This window comes from Porphyrobacter sp. LM 6 (assembly GCF_001720465.1).
In the GTDB taxonomy this organism is placed as follows: domain Bacteria; phylum Pseudomonadota; class Alphaproteobacteria; order Sphingomonadales; family Sphingomonadaceae; genus Erythrobacter.
Genome location: NZ_CP017113.1, coordinates 2,514,300 through 2,532,465 on the forward strand (window position 1 = coordinate 2,514,300; position 18,166 = coordinate 2,532,465).

The 18,166-nt window shown below is 65.4% G+C and carries 15 protein-coding genes; 6 read left to right on the plus strand and 9 right to left on the minus strand.

The window, feature by feature from the left end; translation table 11 throughout:
• Positions 1-4: 4 nt before the first annotated feature.
• Complete coding sequence (locus BG023_RS12140; protein ID WP_083234681.1) at positions 5-697, plus strand: ABC transporter ATP-binding protein; 693 nt, start codon at positions 5-7, stop codon at positions 695-697.
• On the plus strand, positions 694-3,219 hold the full coding sequence (locus BG023_RS12145; RefSeq protein ID WP_069310687.1) for an ABC transporter permease: 2,526 nt from the start codon (positions 694-696) through the stop codon (positions 3,217-3,219). Before BG023_RS12140 ends, BG023_RS12145 begins: the two co-directional genes overlap by 4 nt.
• On the opposite strand, the gene BG023_RS12150 is transcribed toward BG023_RS12145, so the two are convergent.
• The 3 genes from BG023_RS12150 to BG023_RS12160 all read right to left on the minus strand — a co-directional run bounded on the left by BG023_RS12150 (position 3,216) and on the right by BG023_RS12160 (position 7,271).
• Complete coding sequence (locus BG023_RS12150; RefSeq protein WP_150122876.1) at positions 3,216-4,082, minus strand: glycerophosphoryl diester phosphodiesterase membrane domain-containing protein; 867 nt, start codon at positions 4,080-4,082, stop codon at positions 3,216-3,218. The two genes, BG023_RS12145 and BG023_RS12150, sit on opposite strands and share 4 nt — an antisense overlap.
• Before the next feature lie 107 nt (positions 4,083-4,189).
• Positions 4,190-4,597: a DUF805 domain-containing protein gene (locus BG023_RS12155; protein WP_083234682.1), complete on the minus strand. Its 408-nt coding sequence runs from the start codon at positions 4,595-4,597 to the stop codon at positions 4,190-4,192.
• Positions 4,598-4,715: 118 nt separating this feature from the next.
• On the minus strand, positions 4,716-7,271 hold the full coding sequence (locus BG023_RS12160) for a TonB-dependent receptor (RefSeq protein ID WP_069310689.1): 2,556 nt from the start codon (positions 7,269-7,271) through the stop codon (positions 4,716-4,718).
• Positions 7,272-7,687: 416 nt separating this feature from the next.
• Here BG023_RS12160 and typA point away from each other — a divergent pair, with 416 nt between their 5' ends.
• The 4 genes from typA (at position 7,688) to BG023_RS12180 (ending at position 12,293) form a co-directional block, all read left to right on the plus strand.
• On the plus strand, positions 7,688-9,523 hold the full coding sequence (gene typA / locus BG023_RS12165; RefSeq protein ID WP_069310690.1) for a translational GTPase TypA: 1,836 nt from the start codon (positions 7,688-7,690) through the stop codon (positions 9,521-9,523).
• A 68-nt stretch (positions 9,524-9,591) separates the two neighbouring features.
• Positions 9,592-11,040, plus strand: a complete 1,449-nt coding sequence (gene putP / locus BG023_RS12170) for a sodium/proline symporter PutP (protein WP_069310691.1) — start codon at positions 9,592-9,594, stop codon at positions 11,038-11,040.
• Positions 11,041-11,104: 64 nt separating this feature from the next.
• A complete protein-coding gene (locus BG023_RS12175) occupies positions 11,105-11,494 on the plus strand; it encodes a VOC family protein (protein ID WP_069311306.1) in 390 nt (129 codons plus the stop codon).
• A gap of 94 nt (positions 11,495-11,588) precedes the next feature.
• Positions 11,589-12,293 carry an extensin-like domain-containing protein gene (locus tag BG023_RS12180; protein WP_442956769.1) on the plus strand — a complete coding sequence of 235 codons (705 nt, stop codon included), beginning with the start codon at positions 11,589-11,591 and terminating at the stop codon, positions 12,291-12,293.
• 30 nt (positions 12,294-12,323) lie between these two features.
• On the opposite strand, the gene BG023_RS12185 is transcribed toward BG023_RS12180, so the two are convergent.
• From BG023_RS12185 to BG023_RS12210, 6 genes are all read right to left on the minus strand, one after another.
• Positions 12,324-12,866 carry a response regulator transcription factor gene (locus tag BG023_RS12185; RefSeq protein ID WP_233993001.1) on the minus strand — a complete coding sequence of 181 codons (543 nt, stop codon included), beginning with the start codon at positions 12,864-12,866 and terminating at the stop codon, positions 12,324-12,326.
• Between the two features lie 230 nt (positions 12,867-13,096).
• Positions 13,097-13,843, minus strand: a complete 747-nt coding sequence (locus BG023_RS12190) for a proteasome-type protease (protein WP_069310692.1) — start codon at positions 13,841-13,843, stop codon at positions 13,097-13,099.
• 78 nt (positions 13,844-13,921) lie between these two features.
• On the minus strand, positions 13,922-14,770 hold the full coding sequence (locus BG023_RS12195; protein ID WP_069310693.1) for a transglutaminase family protein: 849 nt from the start codon (positions 14,768-14,770) through the stop codon (positions 13,922-13,924).
• The gene (locus BG023_RS12200; RefSeq protein ID WP_069310694.1) at positions 14,767-15,711 is read right to left on the minus strand and encodes an alpha-E domain-containing protein; all 945 of its coding nucleotides are present in this window, start codon (positions 15,709-15,711) and stop codon (positions 14,767-14,769) included. Before BG023_RS12200 ends, BG023_RS12195 begins: the two co-directional genes overlap by 4 nt.
• Before the next feature lies 1 nt (position 15,712).
• A complete protein-coding gene (locus BG023_RS12205) occupies positions 15,713-17,143 on the minus strand; it encodes a circularly permuted type 2 ATP-grasp protein (RefSeq protein ID WP_069310695.1) in 1,431 nt (476 codons plus the stop codon).
• 96 nt (positions 17,144-17,239) lie between these two features.
• The gene (locus tag BG023_RS12210) at positions 17,240-18,076 is read right to left on the minus strand and encodes an esterase/lipase family protein (RefSeq protein ID WP_190315767.1); all 837 of its coding nucleotides are present in this window, start codon (positions 18,074-18,076) and stop codon (positions 17,240-17,242) included.
• Between the last annotated feature and the right edge of the window lie 90 nt (positions 18,077-18,166).

Below are 18,166 nucleotides of genomic sequence, written 5' to 3' on the forward strand. Positions count from 1 at the left end.
CAGTGTGACAAGCCCCTCTCTCGCGATCAGCGCCCGCAATCTTACCCTCACCCTCGGCAGCCAGTCGGCGCCGGTGACGATCCTTCGTGGGATCGATCTGGATATCGAACAGGGACAAGTCGTTGCCCTGCTCGGCCCGTCAGGCTCGGGCAAAAGCTCGCTGATGGCGGTGCTGTCCGGCCTTGAACGCGCGAGCGGCGGGAGCCTCAATGTCGCGGGCGCGGATTTCGCGGCGCTCGATGAAGACGGCCTTGCCGCTGCGCGCCGGGGGCGGATCGGAATTGTGCTCCAGGCCTTCCACCTGCTGCCGACCATGACGGCGGCGGAGAACGTCGCCACCCCGATGGAGCTTGCTGGCATGGCCGATGCCGGCCCGCGCGCGCTGGCCGAACTCGAAGCGGTCGGCCTCGGCCACCGGACCGGGCACTACCCCACCCAGCTTTCGGGCGGCGAGCAGCAACGCGTCGCCATCGCCCGCGCCACCGCGCCGCGCCCCGATCTGATCTTCGCCGACGAGCCGACCGGCAATCTCGATGCCGCGACCGGCGAGGAGATCATCAAGCTCCTGTTCGCCCGCCGCGCCGAAACCGGAGCGACGCTGCTGATCATCACCCACGACGCCGCGCTCGCCGCGCGCTGCGAACGGGTGCTGACGATGGCGGACGGCGTGATCGTTTCGGATACGCGCACCACATGAGCCTGCCGCTGGCTACCGCATGGTCGATCGCCCGGCGCGATCTCAACGCGCGCTTCCGCGGCCTGCGGCTGCTGCTGGTGTGCATCTTCCTCGGCACCGCCGCGCTTGCCGCGATCGGCACGCTTACGACGGCAATCGAGCGCGAACTCGCCTCTTCGGGCCAGGAACTCCTCGGCGGCGATCTCGAGGTCGAGGTATGGCAGCGCGACCTGCGGCCTGACGAACGCAGCGCGCTCGCCGCCTATGGCGACGTGTCGAGCGGCTACCGCCTGCAAGCCATGGCGAGCACAGCCGATGCCGCCGCCCCGATCGAACTCAAGGCGGTGGACGCGAAGTGGCCGATGTTCGGCACCCTGACGCTCGAAGATGGCCGCAAGGTCGCAGCGCCCTCGGGCAGCGATGCGTGGCTCGCCCAGAGCGCGCTCGAGCGGCTGGGGATCAAGCTGGGCGACAGCTTCACGGTCGGCACCGCCACCCTGCGCGCCGCCGGTATCATCGCCAATGAACCCGATCGCCTGTCCGAAGGCTTCCAGCTCGGCCCGACGGTGATCGTCGCGCAGGATGTTCCCGCCGCCGCCGGGCTGCTGCAACCCGGCGCGCTCTACCAGAGCAAGCACCGCATCGCCTTTGCCGATGCCGCACGCGATCCCGAAGCCACCGAAGAGGCGCTGACCAAGGCCTTCCCCAATTCAGGCTTCGATATCCGCACCCGCGACCGCGCCTCGCCGGGGGCTGACCGCTTCGTGCGGCAGATGAGCGACTTTCTGACACTGGTGGGCCTCGCCGCACTGGTGATCGCCGGGATCGGGATTGCCGGCGGCGTATCCTCCTACCTCGACCAGCGCCGTTCGAGCATCGCCACGCTCAAGGTGCTGGGCGCGACCTCGGGCGATATCGTGCGGATCTATGCTATGCAGATCGGCGTGGCCGCGCTGGTCGGCAGCCTTGCGGGGCTGGTCGCGGGCGTGCTGGTCACCCCGCTGCTGGCCGCAGCGCTGCAAGGGCTGCTGCCGGTCGATAGCGGTTTCATCATTGCGCCTGCCGCGCTGGCGCTCGCGGCGAGTTACGGCTTGCTGGTCGCCTTCGCCTTTGCCGCCGCGCCCTTGCTGCGCGCGCGCACCTTCCCGGCGATGGCGCTGATGCGGTCAGGGATCGTGCCATTGACGCGTGACAAGCGGGCGCTGGTTGCCACCGGCCTTGGCCTTGCCGCGATCTGCGCCCTCGCCCTGCTCACCACCGCGCAGCCTAGGCTCGCGGGCGGGTTCCTGGCCGGTGCGGGGGGCGCCTTGCTGCTGCTGGCGGGACTCGGCTGGGCGATCCGTCATCTGGCGCGCCGCCTGCCGCGCCCGGCCAATCCGCTGTTGCGGAGCGCGCTCGCCAATATCCACCGTCCCGGCGCGCCGACCGGTGCGCTGGTCACCGCGCTCGGCTTCGGACTCGCGGCCTTTGTGCTGCTCGCGGCGGTGCAGACCGCGATTGACGGCAACATCCAGCAGCGTGTCCCGCGCGAGGCGCCCGATTACTTCGTGCTCGATGTGCCGCGCGACAAGGAACCGCGCTTTTTCGAACTGGTGCAGGCCGATTTCCCCAAGGCGGCGATCCGCACTGTGCCGACCATGCGCGGCGCGGTGCTCGCCTATGGCCCCAAGGACGCGATGATCCGCGTCGCCGATCTCAAGGAGCTGCCCGAGGGCGCCTGGGGCCTGCGCGGCGAACGCGGCCTCACCTATGCCGACACGATCCCGCCCGGCAACCGCCTGATCGCGGGCGAATGGTGGAGCCCGTTCCACAAGGGCGAGCCGCTGGTGTCGGTCGATGCAAGGCTGGCCGAGGCGGCGGGCCTGAAGGTCGGCGATTACATCACCGTCGGCATCCTCGGGGTGGAGCGAACCGCGCGCATCGCCAATCTGCGCGAGATTGACTGGGAGAGCATGGGGTTCAACTTCATCCTCGTCTTCTCCCGCAATGCGATCAGCGATGCGCCGCACAACCTCTCCGGCACGATCGACTTGCCCGACGGTGCGGACACCGAGGCGCGTGGCCGCTTGCTGCGGGCGATGGTCAAGGAGCTACCGTCGAGCTCGGTGATCGAAGTCGGGGGCATTCTGGTCGAGGCGCGCAAGCTGCTCGAACAGGTCGGTCTTGCGACGCTGGCCGCGGCAGCTGTGACAGTGCTGGCGGGCCTTGCGGTGCTGATGGGCGCGATTGCGGCGGCGCGGGCGGCGCGCACCTATGACACAGTGATGCTGCGGGTGCTGGGTGCGAGCCGGCGGCAAATTCTGCTGCTGCAACTGGCGGAATATGGCCTGCTGGCAGGCGTGCTGGCGTTGGTTGCACTGGCGCTGGGCGGGAGCCTTGCGTGGGTGGTGATCACCCAGCTGTTCGAATTCGATTGGCTGCCCGATTGGGGGGAGGTTCTCACCGTGCTTGGCCTCGGCGTGGCGCTGGTGCTCGCCTTCGCACTGGCCGGCTCGCTGCCGCTGCTGCGGGCGAAACCGGCGCAGGCGCTGCGCGAGCTTTAGGCGAAGACTTCCTCAAGAGCCTCGGCACCGCCACCAGTGACCTCACTGTGAAGCGCGGCAACATAGGTCGTCCCGAAGATCGTGTAGACGATGAACAGCGGTAGCATCAGCAACGGCCCGAACAGGACCATTGCCGAAGGTTCGCTCCCGTCCGGCGCCCCGAGGGCCGATCCGAAGATCAGCATAACCGGCAAGCCGAGAACAACCATCGAGATCAGCAAGAATACAATCGTTGCGAGGAATATCCGCAGCACCTTGCCTCCCGTCACGTTCCAGCTGCGACGGATCGCGGCTATCGGATTGAAGACCTGGTCAACCGCAACCACAGGCACCAGCACCGAGAAACGGCAGCCGAGGTAAATCATGAGAGGCAGGGCTAACACCAGTACGACAGCGCCCAGTCCCACAGCCGCATCCGGGCCGCCAAGGCCCGCCGCGGCCAGCACCGCCACCAAGCCGCCGCCGATGACGAAATAGGCAAGAACCAGCACGATCGCGATCCCGAAGAAGGGTAGTGCGCTCTTGAACCCGCGGCTCATCGCAGTGCCGAAGGACGCTTGCTCCAGCGGCGAGGCGAGCGTCACCATCGCCGCCTGCTGGGCGAAGACCAGTACAAAATAGGCGCCGTAAAGCAGCACCATCATCACGATCATGCCGATACCCATGCCAGCGAGCGCGGCAGGGTCATCCACCCCTGCGCCCAGACCGGCCCCGGCGATCCCCATGACCGCCACCAGCATACCGAGCACCAGAATCGCCACCAGTTGGATCGCAAAGAACACGGCCCACATACCCACAAGCGGCCAGAAACGCTGGCGCAGCATGTCCCAGCTCGTCGAAAAAACGCGCCCGATATCGATCATGTCGTCCCCCTTGCGGTCATCCCTTTGCCGCCTCGGCAGGATGAAGCGAGCAAGCATCTGATGCAAACGGAAAATTCAAACGGTGAGCGGGGCAGACATGCCCGATTCTATTCGAACAGGTCACCTTGCCAGCCCGCATGACGCGGATCGGGGCCGAACCGGTTCGGTCCCCAGGTGCCCGGCTGCACCATCAGAAAGATCAGCCAGCCCAGCCCAAGATAGGGAATGAGGCTCACTATCACCCACCAACCCGTCTTGTCCTGATCATGCAGTCGCCGAACTTGAAGGGCAAGCATCGGTAACCCGCACACCAGAGTATAGCCGAGCGTCCCCCAGATCATGATCTCCGGCAGCAAAATCAGCGTGCCAGCACTGCCAAACACGAGAAATGCGATCACCAGCGAGCCGAAAAGGAACGGAAACTGCCACGCGACAAACAGCCAGTAATCGCGGCGGCGCGATCGACCGCGAAAGACCAACATCTGGCGAAAGGGCGAGATCAGGCTGTCGATCATGCCACCTCATCCATCATCAATATGGCACGCACAAGCCACTGGGCAGGCCTTTCCCAGAACGAAAAAGGCCCCGCGCATTTCTGCGCGAGGCCCCTTTTCGTTGTCGTGACGCTTCAGATCAGAACTTGAAGCGAACCAGACCGCCGTAGGTGCGCGGCTGGCTCGGGTAGCCCGAGACCGTGCCGGCCTGCGCCACGCCGTCGAACACCGTGATGATGTACTGGTCGTCGAGCAGGTTGCGCGCCCACAGGCCCAGTTCCAGACCATTGCCCATCTGGAAGATGGTCGAGGCGTTCACCAGGTTGACTTCGCGTTCGAAGATCCGGGTGTTGCCCAGCGCACGGTTGAAGGTCGGCAGGCCGTTGTTGATGTTGACGTTGCTTTCGTGAGCATAGTCGAGGCGAGTCACAAGCTTGTTGTCGCCGAGTTCAAGCGTGTGGGTCGCCGAGGTCGCGATGCTCCAGCCCGGGATACCGCCCGGACGACGCCCAGTCAGATCGCCCACGGGGCTCTGGGTGAAGCTGTCGAACTTCGGATCGAGGTGGGTCATCGCGAAGGTGAAGACCAGATTGTCGCTCGGACGGATCGTCGCATCAAGCTCGAAGCCCTTCACCGACTGCTGACCGGCGTTGTTGAGCTGGAAGCCCGTGCCGGTGAACAGGAAGCTCTGGAAGCCCTTGATGGTCTGGTCGAACAGCGCGAGGTTGAAGCCGAAGCCGTCCCACTGCGCCTTCATGCCGAGTTCGTAGACCTCGGCATTTTCCGGAGCGGCAAAGCGCGAACCGGTGCCGAGGTTCGGCACGGCCAGGCCAGCATTGGTGATCGGCGAAGCCGGTGCCGCAAAGAACGAACGGCCCGGACCCGGGATGTAGTCACCGAAGACCGGACGGCTGTCACGCGACAGGTTTACCGAGCTCGCCTTGAAGCCGGTCGCGTAGCTGGCGTAGATGTTGACTTCGTTCGACACCTGATAGGCAGCGCGCAGCAGGTAGGTGAACTTGTCGTCGGCAGTTCGGCCCGGCTCAACCGAGTTCGGAATGCTCAAGAACGGCGGCTGGAACTGGAACGGGCTGAGCCCGATCAGCGGGTTGGTCGCCGGGTTGGTGGCCGCAGCGATCAGCGCTTGCTGGTTCGCGGTCGGCAGCGCCTGGAACTGCGTCCGGTTGGTCACCGCACCGCCGGTTGCCAGACGGATGAAGGCATCGACGAGGTTGATGTTGGCCAGTTCGTCGAACGACTGCTGCGCGAGCGAGAAGTCCTTCTTGTCGTCGGTGTAGTTGAAGCCGCCGGTCAGGACGAGGCCATCAACCGGTTCGAAGTCCACCGTACCGAACACCGACCATGCGGTGTTATCCATCGCGAACTGCTCTGCGGTCAGCGGACCGGCGCTGAAGATCGAACCCTGCGGCAGGCCGAGCGCGGCCTCAACGCCGTTGAACAGGGTCGGGCTTCCGCCGAGCAGCGCGAAGAAGGTGCGGGCGTCCGCACCGGTGGTCAGCGTGCTGTCCTGCGTGATCGACTCATCGAAGTAGAAGCCGCCGAGCAGGAAGTTGATCGGGCCATCGAAGTCCGAGGTCAGACGCAGTTCCTGGGTGAAGGTGTTGACCTTCTGGTCGCGGGTTTCGGTCACCACGTCGGCGCTGGTGAAGTCGACGTCCTGATCAAGGAAGTTCTTCAGTTCGCGATAGGCGGTGATCGAGGTGACGGTCAGCGGACCGGTGCTCCAGTCGGCCTGGATCGAGCCGCCGTAGTTGTCGACGGTGTTGCTCGGCGCCTGGCTGAGGAAGGTGTTGTAGCTGAAGAAGTTGGTATCGAGCGCGCCGCCCACCGCAAAGATGGCGGGTGCGGTCGGGCCGGCCACGAGGGTCGAGACCTGACAGCACACTTCATCGATCGCAGCGTAATCGGCGATGGCGCGGATCTTGAGATCCGGGGTCGGCTCGATCAGCAGCTGGCCACGGGCCGACCAGCGGTTGCGGTCCGACAGGTCTTCGCCGAGGTTGACGATGTTGGCATAGCCATCACGACGGTTGTAGCTGCCGTCGAGCGACCAGGCGATGTTGTCGCTGATCGGGCCGGTCACTTCGCCGCGCAGCACGAAGGCATTGTAGTTGCCGTAGCTCGCTTCGACCTGGCCGCCGAACTCGTACTGCGGCTCCTTGGTCACGACCGAAATCACACCGGCCGAGGCGTTCTTGCCGAACAGGGTCGATTGCGGCCCGTTCAGCACTTCGATGCGGCTGACCATGTTGAGGTCGGACAGGGCAGCAGCCGAACGCGAACGGAACACGCCGTCGATAAACACGCCGACCGAGGGCTCGATGCCGAAGTTGTTGTCGCCGTTGCCGAAGCCGCGGATGATGAAGGTGGTCGCCGAGGCGCTCTGGAGCTGGCTGACGCGCAGCGAGGGCGTGACGGTCTGGAGATCGAGCACGTCGCGGATCTGCGCCTGTTCGAGCACTTCGCCGCTGGTCACCGACACCGAGATCGGGGTTTCCTGCAGGGTCTGTTCGCGCTTCGAAGCGGTCACGATGATGACGTTGCTGCTTTCTTCGGCACCGGCTTCAGGCTCCTGGTCCTGGGCCATGGCCGGCGTGGCAAGGGCAAAAGCCGCTGCACCAGCAAGCAGGGTGAATCGGTACGTTCCGGCAGTGCCGGTCATGGTCGAACGCATGGAAGCTCCTCTCCTACAATCCCGCGACCCCGGCGTCCGTTGCGGACACGCATCCTCCGGATGCGCTCTCTCCCGTGGTCGTTGCTCACAGTGATACGCCAGCGCAACACCAGCGACAAGCACAAGCGGCGCAGTTTTCCGTGGCAATTCGGGCTTATGTTGCCGAAGAGTCACAGTCTCGCGGGGCCGGAGAATGGCGTGCCTCACCCCAACGCTTGCCCCGCGCACGCACCCCTGCTAGGCGCCGCCGCGATGTTGCAACGCAGCACGCAGCGCGCCTGTGGCCCATGCCGTAGCGTCGCCGCCTGCCGCGAACCCGCCACAAACACCACATAAGGCAGCGTGCCGCGCGCGCGCGCGCCGCTCACTCTCTCCCCGGACACCCCCTGTCCGGCTCTTCACCGGAAGTTTCCCGCATGTCGTCCGCCCTCAGAAATATCGCGATCATTGCCCACGTTGACCACGGCAAGACCACGCTGGTCGACCAGCTGTTCCGCCAGTCGGGCACGTTCCGCGACAACCAGCGCGTCGAAGAGCGCGCGATGGATTCGGGCGATCTCGAAAAGGAACGCGGGATCACCATTCTCGCCAAGTGCACCAGCGTCGAATGGGAAGGCGCTGACGGCAACACCACCCGCATCAACATCGTCGACACCCCCGGCCACGCCGACTTCGGCGCCGAAGTGGAGCGCATCCTCAGCATGGTCGATGGCGTGATCCTGCTGGTCGACAGTGCCGAAGGGGCGATGCCGCAGACCAAGTTCGTGACCGGCAAGGCACTCGCGCTAGGCCTACGTCCGATCGTGGTCGTCAACAAGATCGACCGCCCCGACGGCCGCCCGCAGGAAGTGCTCGACGAGGTGTTCGACCTGTTCGTCAGCCTCGATGCCAATGACGAACAGCTCGATTTCCCGGTGCTCTACGCCTCGGGTCGCGATGGCTACGCCAGCGATGATCAGGAAGCGCGTAGCGGCAGCCTTGCTCCGCTGTTCGAGAAGATCATCGCCCACGTGCCGGCCCCGGGCCTCGACGCGGACGCCAAGTTCAGCTTCCTTGCCACGCTGCTTGACCGCGACAACTTCATGGGCCGCGTGCTGACCGGCCGCGTTCATTCGGGCACGATCAAGGTCAATGATCCGATCCACGCCATCGACATGGACGGCAAGGTGATCGAAGTCGGCCGCGCCACCAAGCTGATGAGCTTCGACGGGCTTGAGCGCGTGCCGGTCGAAGTCGCCCGCGCGGGCGACATCATCGCGATTGCGGGCCTCGAAAAGGCAACCGTCGCCAATACCATCTGCGATCCTTCCGTGTCCGATCCCATCGCCGCCCAGCCGATCGACCCGCCGACGCTGGCGATGCGCTTCTCGGTCAACGACAGCCCGCTCGCCGGGCGCGAAGGCAGCAAGGTCACCAGCCGCATGATCCGCGACCGCCTGCTGCGCGAAGCGGAAACCAACGTCGCGATCCGCGTCACCGAGAGCGAGGACAAGGACAGCTTCGAAGTCGCCGGCCGCGGCGAACTTCAGCTCGGCGTGCTGATCGAAACGATGCGCCGCGAAGGTTTCGAACTCGGCATCTCGCGTCCGCGCGTGCTGTTCCGCGAAGAAGGCGGCAAGCGCATGGAGCCCTACGAAACCGTCGTCATCGATGTGGACGATGAACACTCGGGCACGGTTGTCGAGAAGATGCAGCGCCGCAAGGCCGACCTAACCGAAATGCGCCCCTCGGGCGTGGGCAAGACCCGCATCACCTTCTCGGCCCCATCGCGCGGCCTGATCGGCTACCACGGCGAATTCCTGTCCGACACGCGCGGCACGGGCATCATGAACCGGCTGTTCGAGAAGTATGACGTCTACAAGGGCCCGATCGAAGGCCGCATCAACGGCGTGCTGATCTCCAACGGCGACGGCGAGGCGGTGGCCTATGCGCTCAATTCGCTCGAAGAGCGCGGCACCCTGTTCATCGGCCCGCAGATGAAGGTCTATGAAGGCATGGTGATCGGCGAGAACGCCAAGCCGGATGATCTGGAAGTGAACCCGCTCAAGGCCAAACAGCTCACCAACATCCGCTCGAGCGGCAAGGACGACGCGATCCGCCTCACCCCGCCGCGCCGCATGAGCCTTGAACAAGCCATCGCCTATATCGACGATGATGAAATGGTCGAGGTGACCCCCCAGTCGATCCGCCTGCGCAAGGCGATCCTGTGCCCGCACGAACGCAAGAAGGCGCGGCGCAAGAAGGACGATTGATCGCGGGTTCGGGATAACGGCCGGCGCGAGGTGGCCAAGGTCTCTCGCGCTTGTTACCCACCCGCCCCATGAACGCCTATACGCTCGCGGCGCTGGCCGCTTATTTCGCGCTGATGATTGCCATCGGGATTTATGCCTGGGCCAAGACCCGGGCAGATTCAGAGGGCTACCTGCTCGGCGGACGCGATCTCGGGCCGGCGGTGACCGCTCTCAGCGCCGGGGCCTCGGATATGTCGGGCTGGCTGCTGCTGGGCCTGCCGGGTGCGCTCTATGTTGGCGGGCTGGTGGAGGCGTGGATCGCCATCGGCCTTACGGTGGGTGCGGCGCTCAACTGGATCATCGTCGCCCCGCGGCTGCGCGAACAGACCGAGCGGCTGGGCAATGCGCTGACCATCCCGCAATTCCTCGCCAACCGCTTCCCTGAAAGCGGAACGGCGCTGCGGGTCACCTCGGCGGTGATCATCGTCGCCTTCTTCACGGTCTATACCGCAAGCGGCATGGTCGGCGGGGGCAAGCTGTTCGAAACCGCCTTTGGCGGCGCGCTGCCGCAGACGGGCCTCAGCGATTACATGCTCGGCATTTGGATCACGGCGGGGATCGTGCTGGTCTACACCACGATCGGCGGGTTCCTCGCGGTCAGCCTCACCGACTTCGTGCAGGGCATGATCATGATGATCGCACTGGTGGTGATGCCGCTTGTGATCCTGTTCGGCACGGATGGCGGTGCCACCATGTCCGCCGTGCCGCAGGAAGGCTTCCTCAGCCTGACGCAAGGGGCGACCTTCATCGGCGTGATCAGCGCCGTGACCTGGGGCCTCGGCTATTTCGGCCAGCCGCACATCATCGTGCGCTTCATGGCGATCGACCGGGTCGAGAATGTCCCGCGTGCCGGGATTATCGGGATGAGCTGGATGGTGATCTCGCTCACCGGCGCGGTGGCCGTGGGCCTTGCGGGCCGCGCCTATGCCGAGGCGAACGGGATCGTGGTCGAGGATCCCGAGACGATCTTCATCCTGCTCGCTCAGCTGCTGTTCCACCCGGCGGTGACGGGCTTCCTCTATGCTGCGCTGCTGGCGGCGATCATGAGCACAATCGCCTCGCAGCTGCTGGTGTCGTCCTCATCACTGACCGAAGATTTCTACCGCCTGTTCCTGCGCCGCAATGCGACCGAGCGTGAGGCGGTGAATATCGGGCGGGTGTCGGTCGCGCTGGTCGCGGCTGCGGCGATGGTGATCGCCGCCGATCCCGACAGTCAGGTTCTCGGCCTTGTCGCCAATGCCTGGGCGGGCTTCGGCGCGGCGTTCGGCCCGCTGATCCTGCTGGCGCTGACGTGGAAGGGCATGACCGGCGCGGGCGCGGTGGCGGGACTTGTGACCGGCGCGGGCGTGGTTGCCGGATGGATCGCGCTCGGCTTGAACAAGGCCTTCCTCGGCGGCCCCGGCCTCTACGAGATCGTGCCGGGCTTCATCGCCGCGATGTTCGCCATCGTGGTGGTGAGCGCGCTTACGCGCCGCTGATCCGATTTCCTGCTTGGCGAAGGTGAAGTCAGGGCGCATGATCGCTCATCGGGAGGGCACCGCCATGAACAGCACATCGCAACCGCGTGTCACCGGCCTCGGGGGCGTGTTCTACGTGGTCAGGGATCCGGAAGCGACCCGCGCATGGTATCGCGATGTGCTGGGCATCGACGGGGAATATGGCCCGCAGCTGGCATGGTCGGATGAACCGCGCAGCCACCCCTATTCACTGATCAGCCACTTTGCCGATGATGCCTATATCCAGCCCGGCGCGGGCGGGTTCATGATCAACCTCAGGGTCGATCACTGCGACGGGTTCGTGGCGATGCTGCGCGCCAAGGGTATCACCATCCTCGGCGAGGCGGACGAAGGCTATGGCAAGTTCGCCTGGTTGCTTGATCCCGACGGGGTCAAGATCGAGCTGTGGGAACAGGTCGCCGACGAATTGCCCTGACCCGCCGCTTGGCGTTGCTCGTCTGCGACCAGACGCGCGCACTAGCGGGTTTTGTTTCCGCGTTGTTAACCATTTTCACCGGATAATCCGGGCCATGATGGCGAGGAACTCCCTTCGTGCCGGCCTGCTGGTTGTCGCTGCTACGGCGCTCACGGCGTGCGGTTCGCTGGTGCCGGGATCCGGCAGCCAGAGCGCGCGCGGTGCAGACGCGCCTGCCACCCGTATTGGTTCCGCCCCGCAAAGCTATGCCCAGCGCCCCGAGGATGCGAGTTGCCTGGCCGATCTCGGCGCGGGCGGAGCGCGCTTCACCCCGCTGCCGGACGCTTACACCGCACCGGGGTGCAACCGGCTCGGCACGGTGCAGCTGACCGCACTGGCGAGCGACCGCACGGCACTTGCCGTGAGCAATATCGGGCCGGTGCAATGCGGCACCGCCAAGGTGTTCAATGACTGGGCGCGCTTCGGGGTCGATCGGGCCGCGCGCCAGATCCTCGGCAGTCCGGTGGCGCGGATCGAAACGATGGGTTCCTATTCCTGCCGCAATGTCGCGGGCACCGAACGCCGTTCGGCCCATGCCCGCGCCGCGGCGATCGACGTATCGGGCTTTGTCCTCGCCGATGGCCGCCGGATCGTGGTCAAGCGCGACTGGCAGGGCGGCGACGCGGCAACGCGCGAATTTCTGCGGGTGGTGCACACCAGCGCCTGCAAGCGGTTCGGCACCGTGCTCGGCCCGGCTTACAACGCCGCACACGAAGATCACCTTCACCTCGAAGGGGGAAGCGGAAGCTTCTGCCGATAGGATTGCTCCGCAGAGCGCAGACGCCCGGACTTATGCTCTCAGGCGCGTTTCCATCGATGCTTCGAGCTTCGCTTCAAGCTTGAGCCGCACCGCTTCGGCCGCGTGACGCGCGCCGAGCTTGGTCATCATGTTGGCGCGGTGGATTTCGACCGTGCGCGGGCTGATGTCCAATTCGCGGGCGATGGCCTTGTTGCTGCTGCCTTCGGCCAGCCAGTCGAGCACCTCACGTTCGCGCACCGAGAGCGTCGCGATGCGATCACGCGCTTCGATCATGCGGCGGCGGGCCATGCCGAACTGTTCGGCTTCATGAGCGATCCGCGCCAGCGAGCGGGTGAAGCGTTCGGGATCGAGCGGGAGCGCGAGATAGTCGAGCGCCCCGGCCTTGATCGCCTCGACAATCCGGTTCGGACGCGGCTGCACATCCACTGCGATCAGCGGCAGCCATACCCCCAGCCGACCGAGACGTTCAAGGATCAGATCGACCCCGCCCTGTTCCGGCGTGTCGCGGGCGATGATGATACCTTCGCGCGGGGGTGAACCCCGAGTTCCGACAGATCGCCGTAAACTTCGCAATGATGGCCAAGCGCGAAGCCTACCCGGGCCAGTTCGGCACGCTGGCGGCTGCACGAATCGATGAAGTGGAGAGAGGCTTTTCGTGTCATGTCACGACATCTGCGACACTCCCCTCGGGGTTTCACGCAGGAGCGCCGCCAATCCGGAGGTATTGCCCCCGGAATTACCACCCAACATATTGATAGATATAATTTATTTAACTCCAGAACGGAGTTTGATTAACGCCGACCCTAGGGGTTTTCGGCAAAGCGATAGGGCGGCAGCGAATGGAATGCCGCTTTGAGCGCATCGCCCCATCCCGATGAAATCGTGTCGAAATAGGGATCGTCGGCAGTAACGCGGTGGGCGTGGGTCGCGGCAAACTCATCCTTGCCGATTACCAGCAGATCAAGCGGCAAGCCGACCGACAGGTTGGCCTTCAGCGTGGAATCGAAGCTGACCATCATCAGCTTGACCGCATCCTCGAAGCTCATCTGCCGGTCATAGCCGCGGATCAGGATCGGGCGGCCGTACTTGGTCTCGCCGATCTGGAAGAACGGGGTGTCCCAGCTTGCCTCGATGAAGTTGCCTTCGGGATAGATCATGAACAGGCGCGGCTGCATGCCCTTGATCTGGCCGGCGACGATCATGGTGGCGGTGAAGCGCCCCTTGCCGTCATCGCCGTTGACGCGCTGCGCCTCCTCGATCGTGGTGCGCAGCAGGCGGCCGATTTCGGTCGCGACCTGGAACATGGTCGGCCCCTTGAGCAGGGTGTTCTCGCGCTCGCCGGGCGCCTTGGTGCGTTCCTCCAGCTGGCTGATGACGGCCTGCGTGGTCGCAAGGTTGCCCGCCGTCATCACCGCGATCATCCGTTCGCCCGGCACGCTCCATTGAAACAGCTTGCGGAAGGTCGAGATGTTGTCGACGCCCGAATTGGTGCGGGTGTCGCTCATCAGCACCAGCCCCTTGTCGAGCACCATGCCAACGCAATAGGTCATGCCATCATCCTCTTTTCCGCCGTGCGGAGCGTGTGGGGGAGCGCCCTAGCCTGAAGCGCGGCGCGGCGCAAAGCGGGTTTACTGGGTCGACTGGTCCTGCTGCTGGGCTGCCGGATGCGCCTCCACGGCGACACCCACGGTCAGCACCTCTGCGGAAGCGCCAACGCTGATCCCGGTGATCGGCGCGGCATCGCGATAGTCGCTCCCCGTCGCCACCCGCACATAGCGCGGATCGGGGCTGATGCCGTTGGAGATATCGAACCCGACCCAGCCGAGTTCGGGGACATGGGCCTCGGCCCAGGCGTGGGTCGCTTCCTGCTCGATCCGGTCGTCCATCATCAGATAGCCGCTGACATAGCGCGCCGCGATCCCGCTCGCACGGGCGGCACTGATGAAGATATGCGCATGGTCCTGACACACGCCATAGCCGTGCACCACGGCCTCCTCGGCAGTGGTCGCCGCGTGGGTGCGCCCGGTTTCGTAGACGATCCGTTCACGGATCAGGCCCGAGAGCGCGTGGAGGAAATCGAGCGGCGCATCGGGCGATACCGCCGGCAGCTCGCGCAGCAACGCCCGCAGCCGCGCGCCCGGACGGGTCAGCGGCGTCTGGCGCAGGAAGCTCCACAAGGGCAGATGCCCCGAATGGCGGCCGATCACCCCGGCATTGTCCTCGGTCTCCACCGTGCCGCGACAGGTCACCATCACCTCGCGCGCGCCGGGGGTGATCCCGATCAAGGTCACGTGATTGAAGTGCTGGTCGTCATATTCCAGTTCGGCATGGGCGTTATCGAAGGTCATCTCCCAGTCGATGATGCGCTGGCCCTGGGTGGCCTTGGGCGTCAGCCGTAGCCGCTGGAGCGCGTGCACCACCGGCTCGGCAAAGGCATAGTGGGTGGTGTGCCGGATCGAGAGTTTGAGCCTGCTCATGCGTGGAACCGGTAATCCTCGGCAATCGCCTGCGCGAGCGCCCCGTTGCGGGCGAGGAAATCGACCAGAAACTCGTGCAGCCCCGCCTCGAAGATCTGATCGACGGTCAGGTGACCGATCTGGCTGTCGGCCTCGCGCATCAGCGCATTGGCGCGCCCCTCGGTCCCGTGCATCCGCGCCAGCGCCGCCAGATCGCTGCGCAGCGCCGAGCGGCAGAACGCGAGGCTGCGCGGGAAGCGGTCGTCGAGCACGAGGAATTCGACGATCCCGCGCGCCTCGATCCGACCGGCATTGAGCCAGCTATAGGCCCGCGCACCCGCGACAGAGCGCAGCACCTGTTCCCACTGTCCGGTATCGAGGCTCGATCCGACATAGGAGAGCGAGGGCAACAGCAGGAAATACTTCATGTCGAGAATGCGCGCGGTCGAATCCGCGCGTTCGATGTAGGTGCCCGCGCGCGCGAAGTGGTAGCCTTCGTCGCGCAGGATCGATCCGTCGAAGGCGCCGTGCACCTGTGTGCCCGCGCGCCGGATCGCGGCCAGCACCTCGCCCACCGCGCCCTGCCCCACCGGCCGCGCCAGCAGCTTGTCGATCCGCATCCAGTTCTCGTTCGCCGCCTCCCACACGTCGGAGGAGATGTTGATGCGGGCCATGCGGGCATTGCTGCGCACCGCGCCGAACATGGTGCGGACATTGCCGGGATTGGACGGCCCGCGCAGCACGAAGTTCCACACCGAAACCCCGTCATAGGCATCGTGGGCGGCCTCGAACGGCTGTTGCAGGCCGAGCGTGGCAATGACCGAGCGCCACTCGGCCTCGGCGGTCACCAGATCGCGGGTCAGCGCCATGCGCAGCGCCGCTTCGAGCAGGCGCGCCGTGTTCTCGGCCCGCTCGAGGTAGCGGAACATCCAGAACAGTCCGTTGGCGGTTCTGCCCAGCATGTCAGTCCTTCAGCACCCAGGTATCCTTGGTGCCGCCTCCTTGAGAGGAGTTGACCACCAGCGATCCCTTCTTGAGCGCCACCCGCGTGAGGCCGCCCGGCGTGATGTCGATGCCCTCTGGCGAAACCAGCACGAAGGGCCGCAAATCGACGTGCCGCGGCGCGAGGCCCTTGGCGGTGTAGATCGGGCAGGTCGACAGCGCGAGCGTGGGCTGGGCGATGTAGTTATCCGGCTTGGCGATCAGCTTCTCGCGGAAGTCGGCAATCTCGCGCCTTGATGATGTCGGCCCGATCAGCATCCCGTAGCCGCCCGATCCGTGCACTTCCTTGACCACCAGCTCGGCAAGGTTGTCGAGCACATAGGCAAGGCTGTCCTTGTCGGCGCAGCGCCAGGTCTGGACATTGGGCAGCAGCGGCCGCTCGCCGGTGTAGAACTCGACGATCTCGGGCATGAACGAATAGATCGCCTTGTCGTCTGCCACCCCGGTGCCGGGCGCATTGGCGATGGTGATCCCGCCAGAGCGGTAGACATCCATGATCCCCGGCACGCCAAGCACGGAATCGGGGTTGAAGGACAGCGGATCGAGGAATTCGTCATCGACCCTGCGATAGAGCACGTCGATCGGCTGATAGCCGCGCGTGGTGCGCATCTGCACCCGGCCATCGACCACGCGCAGATCGCTGCCTTCGACCAGTTCCGCCCCCATCTGGTCGGCAAGGAAGGCGTGTTCGAAATAGGCCGAATTGAAGATGCCCGGCGTCAGCACCGCGACGGTCGGCTTGCCCCCGGCAAAAGCGGGCGGAACGCAGGCTGCCAGACTGCGGGCGAGCCTGCGCGGGTAATTGGAGACGCTCTCCACCCCGATCCGGCTGAACAGATCGGGGAACATCCCCATCATCGTCTCGCGGTTTTCGAGCATGTAAGACACGCCCGAAGGGGTGCGCGCATTGTCTTCCAGCACGAAGAATTCGTCCGGCCCCGTGCGAACCAGGTCGATCCCGACAATGTGGGTATAGATCCCGCCCGGCGGGGTGAAGCCGACCATGTTCGCCAGCCACGCCTCGTTCCCGCGCAGTAGGCGTTCGGGCAGTCGGCCCGCGCGCACGATTTCCTGCCGGTGATAGAGGTCGTAGAGGAAGGAATTGAGCGCGCGCACCCGTTGTTCGATCCCGCGCGACAGCTTGCGCCATTCGGCCGCGGTAATGATGCGCGGCACCATGTCGAACGGGATCAGGCGTTCTTCCGCCTCGTCCTCGCCATAGACGTTGAAGGTGATGCCGGTGCGACGGAAGGCGTCATCCGCCTCGCGGTTCTTGCGGCGCAGGAAGTCGCCCGGCTGCTGATCGTACCAGCGGCAATATTCGGCATAGGCAGGCCGGGTCCGGCCTCCTTCGTCGAACATTTCATCAAAATTGCTGCCGCTGCCCTGCATTGACCCCCGCGCCTAGCTTTAGGTGCAATGCAGCAATCTAACCGCGCTTTTGCAAAAGGAAAGCGGTTGCTTGCAGGCCGCCAATCAGGAGAGTGATCAGGCGACGCTGTCGAGCTCGGCCAGCAGCGTGGCGATCACCTGGGGATCATAGGTGAAGCCCATGTGCGTGCAGCGCAGCGCGATCGCGCGGTCGCGTTCACCGGGGCGTCCGGCAGCGCAGCGCGGGGCGATGGCGCCATCATTGGCGCTCCACAAGGCCACCGTTTCGACCGGCGGCTTGGCGGCAAGATCGGCTTCGATCGGCGGGGCATCGACCGAATGGCCGGTGATGAACTGATAGGCCCGCCAGACATTGTTGGCGCGCGGGGAGCCGGAGAAGGGCGAACCCATCGTGATGACCTTGGCTACTGCGTGGGGCTGCCGCTTGGCCAGCTCGCGCGCATAGATGCCGCCGAGGCTCCAGCCGATCAGCACCACCTTGCGCCCGTGGCGCGCGTGCAGATCGAGCATCCGCGCCTCGACCTGATCGAAGGTATCGGGCTTCGGCCCCCAGTTGCGGCCCTGCCCCCACCGCTTGGCGACGTGGCCGGCGGCTTCGAGCTGGCGCGCAAGATAGCGCATCCGGCCCGGGCGGGTGCCGAAGCCGGGCAGGATCATAACTGTCTGCGGATTGTCGCTCGCGGCGATCACGAGCTTGCGGCGCGGGCGGCGCAGCGGCTCGAGAAAGATATCCGCCTCTCCCAGCAGCCGCGCAAAACGGGGTTTGCCCGCTTCATGCTCCTCGGGGATCACTTCGCGCGCCAAGGCGATGCGGCGCGCAAGTTCGCTCGCCTCGTAGGCCTGCCGCGCCACGGCCGCACGCGCCACCACAGCCGCAGCAACCTGCGGAGCGGGGAAGCGGGGACGTTCAGGAACGATGCGAAGCGGTGCCATAAGTTCTCCAAGCCACAGCGCGCATGAATGTTCCCTGAAACCTTTGCGGAAGCGACCGACCCCGCCTTGCATGTCCCCGCTTTGTTCCCC